Source organism: Mesorhizobium sp. P160187 (genome assembly GCF_057766425.1).
Genome location: NZ_JBYMDX010000003.1, coordinates 2,460,027 through 2,472,186 on the forward strand (window position 1 = coordinate 2,460,027; position 12,160 = coordinate 2,472,186).

Below are 12,160 nucleotides of genomic sequence, written 5' to 3' on the forward strand. Positions count from 1 at the left end.
TCAGTCACCGCGGCCCTTTGTCGGCCGCCAGATCGTTTTCGATCAGGGCGACGGCTTCGCCGATACGGTCGAGCCCGGTGGGCACTTCGAGGCGACAGACGCCGATCTGGCTGGCCAGGGCCGCGCATTGGCGAAGATGTGTCGTGGCAAAATCGCCGACCAGGGCTGGACGGCCGAAACGCGTCACATAGGAAAATTTGATGATGGCCGGCAGGGCGCCGATGCCTGGCAGCGGCATGATCGCTGCTTTGTCGCTGCGCTCGAGGATATAGATCCGGGTCGCCGGCACCGCGTCTGCCGCAAATCCGGCGTGCAGGCGATGCTGCATCTTGTCGATCGCCGCATGCACCTGCGGGCGTATCTCTGCCTGGCGGATGGGAAACGCGGCGGCCGCATCGGCGGCGAGTTTCAGCTGCGGAAAACCCGGAACGATCATCGGCCGGTCCGTGAGATCGAGCGCCACGACATCGTCGGTCAGCAATCGATGCCCGGCGCGGATCATCGCGCTCGCGGTCGTCGATTTCCCGGCGCCCTTGTCGCCCATGAAGACAGCGCTCTTGCCGCCGACCGCAATGGCGCTGGCGTGCAGGATGAGCAGGCCGCGCTGGTGCAGGAGCAGTGCCATGACCGGACCGAGCAGCGGAAACGCCAGCAGCGCATCGTCGACATCGGGCGCCGGCTCCACCTCGATCCGGCAGGCATCGGTGATCAGGAAGGCGCCGACCGTCTGCCATGCCAAATATTGCTGCCGCGGCTCGAAACGGAAAGCGGTTCCGGTCTCGGGCGAGGGTTTTGGCAGGTCGATCGGGCCGACCGTGATCAGCACATCGACGCAAGCTGGTTCGCTCGGCTCTAGCTCAGGCAGTTCGACCTGCGAAGCGATCGTCAGCCCATAGGCTTTGTACAAGTGCTGTGCGCGAGCAGCAATTGCATGGCGGTCATCAGCGGCAAGAGGCATGTTGGCCGGCATCATCAGTGGCTCCCGCGCTGTTGCACCTGCCGCAGCCACAACGATAGCGAAATCGAACGCCATACATACTGGACATCGGGCAAGGTCGCGGCCTCGGGTTGGCTGGAAATGCGGCCATAGGCGGCGGTCACCTCAGGCAGGTTGACGTAAGGGGCAATCCGCGCCGCATCTTTCACCAGCACCTTGTCCAGGAGATCGCGGTGGTTGCCCAGCATGCCTTTGACCAAATTGGAGGTGAAATCGATCTTGTCGCGCCGCCACTGCACCGCCGGGGGCAAAATTCCTTCCATGGCACGGCGCAACACCGAGCGGCCAAAGCCCTGGTTCAGCTTTTCCGCGCCGGGCAGTGCCAGGCAGAACTCGACCAGAGGCTTGTCCCAGAAGGGGTAGCGCGGCTCGACGCCGAAATTCGCCGCCGCCTTGTCGAGTACCTCGAAGGCGTGCGGCACCATGCCGTTCGACAGCAGCCAGCGATGGGTCAAGGTCTCGCTGGCGCTGACCGCGGGCGGCATATAGCCGGCCCTGCGGAACCGTTCGACGAGGTCGGTACGCATCGCCAGGTCCGGATTGATCAGGGCGCGCCAGCTCGTCGCCGGCCGCCCAGTGGGATGGCGCCGCAATTTGCCAAGCACGCGGTTCGCGAACCGCTTGATTCTCGCGATGCGCCAGGCCGGCCCGTAAAGGGTAAGGAACTGGTAGTAGAGGCCGAGCATGCCATCGCCATAGGTGTTGGAGGCGCTGCGCAGCTCGCGCCACAGCTCCATCCATTTGCCGGCATAGGCGAGTTCGTGCAGATGGCCGTGGCCCTGCGAAACCACCTCGTCGCCTCCATGGCCGTCGAGCAGAACCTTCATGCCCTTGCCGCCGGCGGTCCTGTAGATGTCGCGGGTCAGCGACAGGCCGGGCGCAAGAAACGTTTCTTCCTGCTCCTCCAGGATGCGGTCGAATTCGGCGAAGGGGGCATAATTGCCGACCGAAATCAAAGTGCCGTCGACCTTCTGCTGGCCCAGCACCGCCTCGATGAACGGACGCTCATCCATCGGCGAGCCCTTTTCGAACACCAGCGAGAAGGTCGGCAGCCTCGATCTTTGCTGGGCGGCATTCTGCAGGCCCGCCACGCAGGCGATCGAGGAGGAATCGAGGCCTCCGCTCAGCATAGCACCGACCGCAGGCGTGCCGCGCATGCGGTTGCGGACCGATTGCGAGAACAGATGCCGGAATTCCTCGGCCGTGTCCGATCGCATCGGCCTTGGCGAGGGTTCGATCTGCCAGTAGCGGCGCAGCACCACCTGGTTGCCGGTCACTGTCAGACTGTGGCGCGCCGGCAGGCGGAAGATATCGGCATAGGCTGTCGACTGCGGATCGTCGGGCAGCCCGGCCAGGAATCCCGAAATCTGGTGTTCGCTGATGCGCATGTCGACGCCGCCGGCATCGAGGATCGGCCCGATCTCCGAGGCAAAGACGAAGCGCCGGTCGCTCGAATGATAGTAGAACGGTTTGACGCCGAAATGGTCGCGCACGCAAAACAGCTGCCGGCGCTCGCCATCCCAGATGGCAAAGGCGAAGTCGCCTTGCAGATGCTCGGGGCAGGCTTCGCCCCAGCGCAGATAGGCGCTCATCACAAGCACGGCGTCGGCAACCGAATTGTCCCGGATGCCGAGCCTGGCCAAGAGTTCGTCGCGGTTGTCCAGCCGGCAATCCGCGGTGATTGCGAGCTTGCCGCCGGCCATGGTCAGCGGGCCGGGGCCGGCTTCATCGGTGGTGTTGAGCCAGGCGTGGCCAAGAACGACGCCCTCGTCGATCCACCACGAACTGCCGTCAGGCGCGCGATGCTGCATGCGGGCAAGCATGCGCTGGATGTCGGCCGCGGCGGCCTGCCTGCCTTCCTGCCTCAGCAGAATTCCGGCGACGCCGCTCATCGCTCACTGGCCGTGGTCGACGAGATGGTTAAACCTGCCAAGCGAGCCGCCGAGCACGATATGGTCGCCGCTGACCAGCCAGGCATGCGCCTTCAACTCGGTGCCGGTATCGCGCTCGATGCCGATGCGGATTTTTGAGGCGTTGCCCTGGCGGGCAAGCAAATATTGGCCGGAAAGCGCTTGGGTCAGACAGCTTGCGCCAGGCACCAGGCGGGCAGCCGCAGCCACGCCCCAGGCGACACGCCTGAGATCGCCGATGTCGGCTGGTTCGCGCGCGTCGAGCCGGGTCACCATGCGGCGCACTTTGTTGTAGGAAAGCAGCGTCAGCCCCAGCCGCACCGCCACGACCACCGCAAGGCAGTGGGCGAGAAAGAGCATCTCCGGCCCGCTCAGTGAGAAAGCTCTAGACAAGTTCCTCATCATGGAGCCTCGCAAGCCCGGCGTCCGCCAAGCCCTTCAACAATCCATCGACATCGGCCTTGCAGCGTTCCGGATCGACATTGTAGCGATCCAGCACGGCGCTGCGGATTTCGGAAATCGGCCGCGGCTCCTGGATCAGCTCCCAGATATAGGCGCCGACGCTGTTCAGGCTGTAATAGATGTTGGACCTCATATCGAGCAGCGCCAGGCCGTTGCCGAATTCGCAGGCCACGGCATCCTTGCTCGCGCTCATCCGATCATGGTCCGTGGGGTTCCAGTCCATCCTAAACCTCGCTCACAACCAACGCTTCGACAATTCCGGACAAAGACGCGAGAGCCGGGGTTTGACCCCCGACTCTCCTTAGTGCGCTCTGTTTGCAGAGTCCGGACTTTGTCACCCCAACGAGAGAATACTCAGGAGAAGGTGAGTTCGCCGACCGGCGTATGTGCCGGAAACGAGGCGTCGAGTGCCGTAGTACCGCTACCGCCTTGCGTGATGGTCTCGATCGAGCCGTGGACCGTCAGGCTAGGGGTTTCGTACTCATGCTTTTCAACATTCTGTTCCAATTTACTCTCCACTTGTGGACTGGAAGCGGCCTGTCGATTGCCGGCAGCGAGCTATTGCTGCACCGCAATAGCTGCATGGCAGCATTTATGAGTCAAGCCTGATTTACCAGCCGTTAATCAATTCTCGGTTGCGACTCCCTTCAATGGTGATCAAAGCGCTTTGCATTTTCACATCCAGGAGAATTCAGCAGAGTGTCCGAGGCCATGAACTAAGTATCTGATTTAGTTACGTTAAATTTTCCTTCGAATGCTCCTCACTTGGGCGCTGGCGCATTCCCACAAAATTGTTGCTGACGTACCCGCCACAAGCCCCGATCAGGCGGCGCCTTGCATCTCGTTGTAGGACTGTGTTGCGAAACGTTCAGGTTGCAGGAAAATTGGCGCCAAAGGAAAAACTGGACGCGGCGCATGAATTTGGCGATGCTTTGCTTCGCACTTGCAATATAACGCGCCTGGCGAATTTTTTGCGGAGATGCTGCAGCAGATGGCCTTGCAGGAAGGGACCTTCGAAAGGTTGCGCGCCGCTGGCTGCGCCGACGAAGTGGCCTATGTGCAGGCGTGCCTGCGGCTGTTCTTCGCCTCCGGGGCGAGCCCCAGCACCGCGCCTGCACCGGCCATCTCCGTTGCCGATGTTTGCGACATCGCCAGGCTGAACAAGGTCGCCACCTTCATGCTGAAGGCGCTGTCGCGCCCACCGGCGGGCGAGACGCCGCCGGGATTGCTCGAGTGGCTCGACACTTATCGCCGGCGCACGATTGCGATGAACTCGTCCGGCATCATGGATTCGATGGCCATCGACAAGGCGCTGCGCTGCAGCGGCATCGATTTCGTGTTCCTGAAGGGGCCCCTCCAGCAGCAACTGCTCTATGGCGACCATTTCATGAAGCCGTCCGGAGATGTCGACATATTGGTGTCGCCGGCCGGCTTCTTTAGAGCTCGCGATGCGCTGCGCTCGATCGGCTACGAGGTCGCCGGCAAGTCCCGCTCCGTCTGGTGGGTGCGCTTTCTGGGCGAGCAGCACATGGTTCGCAGCCAGGGTCGGAAATTGTCCACAGTCGATCTCCATTACCGGCTCCAGCAGCCGGGATCGCCCAGCCCGCGCGATACGGAAGGGTTCCTGCGCCGCAAGCGCGCGCTTGCGATCGCCGGCTCCAGCGTGCCGTTCATCTCGGCCTCCGACACTTTGCTTCTGTCCTGCATCAGTGTCGCAAAGGCGCTGTTCAACCGCGAGCCATGCGCGGGCTATGTCTGCGATATCCGGGCCGCTGCCAGTCGGCTGAGCGAGGCCGAGCAGCAGACTGTGCTCGACTACGCGGCCGAGCAGGGGCTGGCTGACACCCTGCTGCTGGGCCTGCGCGCCGCCGATGTGCTGCTTGGTGGCGCCGGCACGCTGCTGTCGGATCGGGCCACCAGGATCCTGTCACGCATCGGCAATGAAGACCTGTTCCACATGGTCATCGCGCCGTGGCTGTCGTCGCTCAGATGGCCGCAACGGCGCACCGTTTTGTGGGAATTGTGCGGCCGCGAACCTGTCCGCTATCTGACCGAGGCCGGCTGGGCCGCGTCAGCCGACCTCAGCCGGCGGATTTTCGAGCGGGAAAGCCGGTGACGATGAGGGTCGTCATGCAGCAGGCAGATAACGTTCCGTCCCGATCCGCTGGGGATGGATCGGGGGATGGATCGGGGTCCGGCGCCGCGCGCCGGGAGGGCGAGGGGCCTCGCGACACTTTATGCAATCGAAAGGCCACCCTATGTCCATGACAGAATCCCGGGTCTGCGTGATCATCGCGGCGCGCAACGCGGCCCGGACCATTCCCGCAGCCATCGCCTCGGCGCTGCGCGAGCCGGAGGTGGCGGAAGTCGTCGTCGTCGACGACGCCTCCACCGATGACACCGCAAAGGTGGCCAGCGCTGCCGATGATGGCAGCGGCCGGCTTTCGGTCATCCGGCTCGACGCCAATCGCGGCCCGTCCTTCGCCCGCAATACCGCCATTGCCGGGTCGAAATCACCTTTCATCAGCATTCTCGACGCCGACGATTTCTTCCTTCAGGGACGGTTTCGCCAGCTGTTTGCCAGCGCCGACTGGGATTTCGCCGCCGACAACATCATGCTGATCCGTGACGATACGGCGACCGATGTCTCGAAGATCGTCGCCCCGTCCTTTTCGGCGGACCCGGAATTCCTCGACTTCGAGCGATTCATCGAGGGCAACATCTCCAGACGGCGTGTCCAGCGCGGCGAACTCGGCTTTCTCAAGCCGGTGATATCAAGAGCTTTCCTCGACAGGCATGGGCTGCGTTACGACGAGAACCTGCGTCTCGGCGAAGATTACGAACTCTACGCTCGCGCCTTTGCCCTTGGCGCACGCTTCAAGGTCATCCGTTCCTGCGGCTATGGCGCGATCGTGCGCGCCGATTCGTTGAGCGGGCGCCACAAGACACAGGATCTGAAGCGCCTCGCCGATGCGGATCTGGCACTGCTCGAGATCGACAGCCTGCCGGAAGGCTCCAAGGCCCTGCTGCGCAAGCACGAGCGGCATGTGCGTGACAAATACCGGCTGCGCAATTTCCTCGATGTGAAGGCCGAGCGCGGCATGGCGTCTGCCGCCGCCTATGCGCTGGCCAGCCAGTCGAACTTCATTCCCATCGTTGTCGGCGTGGCCGCCGACAAGCTCGATGCGTTGTTTCGCCACGCCGGTCTGTCCCCGCGGCAGCAGCCGGTGCCGCCTTTGCGCTTCCTCATGGCCGCTACCAACACGGCGGCGCAAAAGTAGGCTCCGCCAAGTCCGGGACGGCGGCCGCAAGGCTGAAAAAATTGCCTTTCTGAAACTCGGAGGTTGCCTACACGCCCCGACGATGGCACTGTATGTTGCGGTGCAGCAATTTTGGAAGGCCAACCGGATGGCTTCAATTTTCGGCTTCAGGTCCAGGGACCCAGCGCGCGACAAGCAGACCGATCTGGCGCGTTTCGACCGTCTGGCAAAGCTGTTGGATCAGATCACGGCCGAGATTGCGGCCGAGAAGACCGGGTTGGAGGCCCGCTACCGGTCGAAGTCCACCAACGCGGCCTTCCTGGTCGAGTCGATGGAGAACGGCTCGGCGTCGGCACGCAAGCTGTCGGAAGTCGGCGAGCTGACGAAGTCCATCCTGAACTGCGAACAGCGCATCGCCGAGCTGGTGCGCCAGACGAGCCGGATGAAGGAACTGCGTCATTCACTCGACGCGATCGTCGGCGAGGATGGCCAGAGTTCTGATTCGCACGGGGAATATGTCAAACCCGCAGGTCGCTTCGGCTGAACACGGTCACACGAGACACAGAAGAGAAAGTTCGGGGACGGAGGATCGGGATCGGCCCGTTAGCAATGTGGGCCAATCGGTGACTTTGGGTTGGGGCGGAACAGCACAAAGGTGAATTGATATGAACGCAGATCCGAAGACGACGCCCATGGCGGCAATCGATGCCATGATTTCGACGCGGCCAAATCGGCCAATGCGTCTTGTAAACCCAACGCGTCTTCTATCCGTTGGTGCGCTTCTGTTGGCGGCAGCCGCAGCTCTGCTCGGCGCCGCCCACCCCTCCCGCGCCCAGGACGCCTCCCCGGAGATGCAAAGCGCACCGTCCTTCGTCGACGATTTCAAGAGTTTCGATCGTTCGCGCTGGTATGTCTCCGACGGTTGGTCGAACGGCAATCACCAGAACTGCACCTGGTCGAAAAGCCTGGTAAAATTTTCCGACAACATGCTGACGCTCGGCTTCGAAAAGCGCAAACTGAAGGACCGCGAGTTCGCCTGCGCCGAGATCCAGACCAAGCAGCGCTTCGGCTATGGGACCTATGAAGCACGGATGAAGACCGACACCGGATCCGGTCTCAACGCCGCTTTCTTTACCTATATCGGCCCTGCCGACAAACAGCCCTGGTATGAGATCGACTTCGAGGTGCTGACCAAGGATACATCCAAGGTGCAGGTCAACAGCTACATCGCCGGCAAGCCCAAGAACGAGAAGCTGGCCGAGGTCGAAGGCGGCGCCGACAAGGGCTTCAACGACTATGCCTTTATCTGGGAAAAGGACCGGCTGCGCTGGTACGTCAACGGCAAGCTGGTCCAGGAGGTGACCAATCCCGAGCAATTGCCGACCCACTCGCAGAAGATATTCTTCAGCCTCTGGGGCAGCGACACGCTGAAAAACTGGATGGGCGCCTTTTCCGACCCCGGCCGCCAGGTGACGATGCAGGTGCAGCGCGTCGCCTTCACCGCGCTCGGCCAGCCGTGCCAGTTTCCGGAATCGCTGGCATGCAGTGTAAGCAGCATAAAGTAGATCTGAACCGGCCCGGCTATATAAGGCCAAAGGGCGTGAACAGGAATTAACCCGAATGAATTTGACGGTCTTTGGAATTGGCTATGTCGGTCTCGTGCAGGCCGCGGTGCTGGCGGAGGTCGGGCACCAGGTGGTGTGCGTCGATGTCGATGAAAAGAAGGTCGAGCGGCTCAACCAGGGCCTGGTGCCGATTTTCGAACCGGGACTGGAGGCCCTGGTCAAGGAGAACCACGCCGCCGGCCGCATCAAGTTCACCACCGATGCCGCCGCCGGCGTCAAGCATGGCGAGATCCAGATGATTGCGGTCGGCACGCCACCCGGCGAAGATGGTTCGGCCGACCTCAAATATGTGCTGGCGGTGGCCGAGACCATCGGCCGCGAGATGGACGGTCCCAAGATCGTCGTCGGCAAGTCGACCGTGCCGGTCGGCACCTGCGAAAAGGTGAAGGCCAAAATCGCCGCGACGCTGAAGGCGCGCGGGCGCCAGGACCTGGCTTTCGACGTCGCTTCCAATCCTGAGTTCCTCAAGGAGGGTTCCGCCGTCGCCGACTGCATGAAGCCTGACCGCATCATTGTCGGCACCAACAGCGAGGGCACCGAGGCGGTGATGCGCGAGCTCTACGCGCCGTTCAACCGCAACCACGAGAAGATGATCGTGATGGACGTGCGCAGCGCCGAATTCACGAAGTACGCCGCCAACTGCATGCTGGCGACCAAGATCTCCTTCATGAACGAAATGGCCAATCTGGCCGAGCAGCTCGGCGCCGACATCGAGGAGGTACGCAAGGGCATCGGCTCGGATCCGCGCATCGGCTACCACTTCATCTATCCCGGCCTCGGCTATGGCGGTTCGTGCTTCCCCAAGGATGTCCGCGCGCTGATCAAGACCGCCGAAGGTGTCAAGTTCGACGCCAAGCTGCTGCGCGCCGTGGAGGAGCGCAACAATGCCCAGAAGTCGGTGCTGTTCGACAAGGTGCACCGTTATTTCAAGGGCAGTCTCAAGGGCAAGACCTTCGCGCTCTGGGGCCTCGCCTTCAAGCCCAACACCGACGACATGCGCGAGGCGCCGGCGCGCGTCCTGATGGAGGCGCTGTGGCAGGCCGGCGCCAATGTGCAGGCCTACGATCCCGAGGCGATGCAGGAATGCCAGGCCATCTACGGCCTGCGCGACGATCTGCTTTTGTGCGGCACCAAGGAGGCGGCGTTGCGCGGCGCCGACGCGTTGCTGATCGCCACCGAGTGGAAGAGTTTCCGCGCCCCGTCCTTCGACGCGGTGAAGGATGCCCTGACCACGCCGGTCATCTTCGATGGCCGTAACCTCTATGATCCCAAGGTCATCGCCCGTCACGGCATCGAGTATTTCTCGATCGGCAGGATGGCGGCGTGAAGGCAGGGCGGCACAACGCGGAGCCAGGTTCATGAAAGTTCTGTTTGCAGGCGGCACCGGCTACACGCCGCAATTCAGCGGGGGCGTCCAGTCGAGCACCCACCACCTGGTCGAGCAATTGCGCGAAAACGGTCACGAGGCATCCGTTCTGGCAGCCCTGTTCGGCGACGGCATGTTCGGCTTCAGGGCGCGCGCCAAGATGAAGCTCCTTCGTCAGCGCGCGGTCATCGACAATTTCCCGGGCTATCCGGTTGTACGGGCGTGGTTCCCCTGGGAAGCGGCCGACTTCGCCGTCAAAAAGTTGAGGCCGGATGTCGCGGTCGTGCAGTGCCACAATTCGGTGCCGATCGGCAGAGAGCTGCAGAGGCTTGGCGTGCCGCTGACCGTCTATCTGAGGAATGTCGAATTCGACGAATTGGCCGGCGATCTGCGTGAGCTCCATTCGGCGGTCTATATCGCCAACTCCGAGTTCACCGCGCGCGCCTATAAGGCAAAATTCGATATCGATTCGACGGTTATTCCGCCGACCATCAATCCCGCGTTCTACAGCACACCGACGACCGGTGAATTTGTCACGCTCATCAATCCGTATGAGGAAAAAGGCTTCGATCTTGCGGTGCGCATTGCCGCCGCCTGTCCCGAGATCCCGTTCCTGTTCGTCGAAAGCTGGAAGCTCGACGACGATCATCGAGCCCGGATCGAAGCAACAATCTCTCCCCTCCAGAACGTCAAGCTGGAAAGCCGCACCAGCGACATGAAGACGGTCTACGGCCGCACGAAAATCCTGCTTGCGCCCAGCAAATGGGAAGAAGCCTGGGGCCGGGTGGCCTCGGAAGCGCATTGTAGTGGCATTCCCGTGGTCGGCTCGCGGCGCGGCGGTCTGCCGGAAGCGATCGGCGCCGGCGGCGTGGTACTGGACTACGACGCCCCGCTCGCCGACTGGGTCGCAACGGTCAGGCGGCTGTGGAGCGATGAGGCCGAGTACAAGCGGCTGTCAGCGACAGCACGTCAGTTTTCGGAGCGGCGGCAAATGAACCCCGACAGCCAGTTCGCAACGTTCATGGGCGTTCTCGACCGCGCAAGACGTGTCGGTTTGGAGCGCGCAGCCTAAACGCGTCGTGTTGCAGTTCAGCTGAGACGCTGCACGACCGTGGTCGCGCAAAGTTCCCGTTAGCCAGGTCCAGGCGTCGTGCGCCCGTCCGGATCACTTTTAATTGCTGCAGTGCAATATCTTGTGGCACTGCAGCAATCAACGTGTATTCTGCCTGTCTACATTAGGGCTTGTGCGATATGGACCGCTTGGTCCGAGCAAGCCCCAACCTTATGGGCGGGTCATGCGCGTGGGCTTTGTCGTCGGCGAATTCCCTCTGCTTTCGGAAACCTTCGTCGTGGACCAGATGGCTGGGCTGCTGGCGCGGGGCTTTCAGGTCGAAGTGGTCTGCGAAAAGATGCAAGGTGACCACCGAATTGACCGGCAAAGCGAGCCGATGGCGACGCTGCTCGCCAGAACCCGACATTGGTGGCGATGGGCCGCTGTAATCAGCAAATTTGTACAGCGTCTGCCGCCGCGTCTGCGATACAAGGCCTCGACCGTTCTCGACATCGCCTTTGCACGCCGCCTGAACCGCTGCGACGTGATTGTCGCCCACTTCGGACAGAACGGCGAGAGAGCAGCCGCACTGAAGAAATGGAAGGTGCTCAAACCACCGATCATAACCATCTTTCACGGCGCGGACGTGGCGATCCCGGCGCGGCAGGCAGTGCTCGCGACACAATATGCCGGGCTGACCAAGCATGGGACCCTGAACCTGCCCGTCAACGATTACTTCCGCACGATGCTGCTGGAAGCCGGCCTGTCCCAGGCGAGCACGACGGTCCACCATATGGGAATTGACACCCGCGAAATCGGCTATCGCTGGGAATCGTGGGAAGGCACCCAACTGGTCGTGACGACGGTTTGCCGCCTGGTCGAAAAGAAAGGCGTCGAGTTCGCCTTGCGAGCCCTGGCCTCCCTCAAGGCCTCCCAGCCGCAGCTAGACTGGCGTTACGACATTGTTGGCGACGGTCCTCTGCGGATGAATCTGGAGAGGCTGGCCGTAGAGCTGGGCTTGGCTGGTCGCGTAACATTCCTCGGCAGCCTCCCTCACGCAGAGGTGAAAAGACGGCTTCGCATGGCGCATCTCTTTTTGCTGCCAAGTATCACTGCCAGCGACGGGGATATGGAAGGCATTCCGGTCGCGCTCATGGAGGCCATGGCCGCCGGATTGATTGCGGTCAGCACGTATCATTCGGGAATCCCGGAGCTCATCAAGGATGGGGAGACGGGGTTGCTTACGCCCGAGCGAGATATTTCAGCGCTTGCCGGCAAGCTTGCCTGGGCCGGGGAGCACCCGACCGAATGCGAGCGTATCGCGCTTGCCGCACGCCGCAAAGTCGAGGACGACTTCAACGCAGATGTTCTGAATGAACGTTTTGCGCAGATCGTTACCCAACTGGCCACATCGAGCCCTGCGCATGAACCTGCCGGTCATGTCGGGGTTTCCGAGGGCCTGGCGGATCCTTCATCTGCCGGCTGACAC

The 12,160-nt window shown here is 62.2% G+C and carries 12 protein-coding genes; 7 read left to right on the top strand and 5 right to left on the bottom strand.

Annotation, left to right across the window (positions count from 1 at the left end; translation table 11 throughout):
* Positions 1-4: 4 nt before the first annotated feature.
* The 5 genes from AC3CCE_RS15335 to AC3CCE_RS15355 all read right to left on the bottom strand — a co-directional run bounded on the left by AC3CCE_RS15335 (position 5) and on the right by AC3CCE_RS15355 (position 3,876).
* Positions 5-973 (bottom strand): phosphoenolpyruvate carboxykinase (ATP), encoded by a 969-nt coding sequence (locus AC3CCE_RS15335; RefSeq protein ID WP_352624049.1) that lies wholly within the window; start codon positions 971-973, stop codon positions 5-7.
* Positions 973-2,889: a lasso peptide isopeptide bond-forming cyclase gene (locus AC3CCE_RS15340; RefSeq protein ID WP_023711263.1), complete on the bottom strand. Its 1,917-nt coding sequence runs from the start codon at positions 2,887-2,889 to the stop codon at positions 973-975. Before AC3CCE_RS15340 ends, AC3CCE_RS15335 begins: the two co-directional genes overlap by 1 nt.
* Positions 2,890-2,892: 3 nt before the next feature.
* Positions 2,893-3,267: a lasso peptide biosynthesis B2 protein gene (locus AC3CCE_RS15345; RefSeq protein ID WP_245261015.1), complete on the bottom strand. Its 375-nt coding sequence runs from the start codon at positions 3,265-3,267 to the stop codon at positions 2,893-2,895.
* Between the two features lie 25 nt (positions 3,268-3,292).
* Positions 3,293-3,562 carry a PqqD family protein gene (locus AC3CCE_RS15350; RefSeq protein ID WP_245259933.1) on the bottom strand — a complete coding sequence of 90 codons (270 nt, stop codon included), beginning with the start codon at positions 3,560-3,562 and terminating at the stop codon, positions 3,293-3,295.
* A gap of 161 nt (positions 3,563-3,723) precedes the next feature.
* Positions 3,724-3,876, bottom strand: a complete 153-nt coding sequence (locus tag AC3CCE_RS15355; protein WP_023684233.1) for a lasso RiPP family leader peptide-containing protein — start codon at positions 3,874-3,876, stop codon at positions 3,724-3,726.
* A 484-nt stretch (positions 3,877-4,360) separates the two neighbouring features.
* Here AC3CCE_RS15355 and AC3CCE_RS15360 point away from each other — a divergent pair, with 484 nt between their 5' ends.
* From AC3CCE_RS15360 to AC3CCE_RS15390, 7 genes are all read left to right on the top strand, one after another.
* Complete coding sequence (locus tag AC3CCE_RS15360; protein ID WP_352624046.1) at positions 4,361-5,485, top strand: nucleotidyltransferase family protein; 1,125 nt, start codon at positions 4,361-4,363, stop codon at positions 5,483-5,485.
* A gap of 142 nt (positions 5,486-5,627) precedes the next feature.
* On the top strand, positions 5,628-6,650 hold the full coding sequence (locus AC3CCE_RS15365) for a glycosyltransferase family 2 protein (protein ID WP_023703574.1): 1,023 nt from the start codon (positions 5,628-5,630) through the stop codon (positions 6,648-6,650).
* A gap of 127 nt (positions 6,651-6,777) precedes the next feature.
* Entirely contained in the window at positions 6,778-7,173 is a 396-nt protein-coding gene (locus AC3CCE_RS15370; protein WP_023668807.1) for a cytochrome P450 family protein, read from the top strand.
* 121 nt (positions 7,174-7,294) lie between these two features.
* On the top strand, positions 7,295-8,194 hold the full coding sequence (gene exoK / locus AC3CCE_RS15375) for an endo-1,3-1,4-beta-glycanase ExoK (RefSeq protein WP_023668806.1): 900 nt from the start codon (positions 7,295-7,297) through the stop codon (positions 8,192-8,194).
* A gap of 55 nt (positions 8,195-8,249) precedes the next feature.
* Entirely contained in the window at positions 8,250-9,581 is a 1,332-nt protein-coding gene (locus AC3CCE_RS15380; protein ID WP_023668805.1) for a UDP-glucose dehydrogenase family protein, read from the top strand.
* Positions 9,582-9,612: 31 nt separating this feature from the next.
* Positions 9,613-10,692, top strand: a complete 1,080-nt coding sequence (locus tag AC3CCE_RS15385; RefSeq protein WP_023711257.1) for a glycosyltransferase — start codon at positions 9,613-9,615, stop codon at positions 10,690-10,692.
* A gap of 223 nt (positions 10,693-10,915) precedes the next feature.
* Complete coding sequence (locus AC3CCE_RS15390; protein ID WP_023696969.1) at positions 10,916-12,157, top strand: glycosyltransferase; 1,242 nt, start codon at positions 10,916-10,918, stop codon at positions 12,155-12,157.
* Positions 12,158-12,160 lie beyond the last annotated feature (3 nt).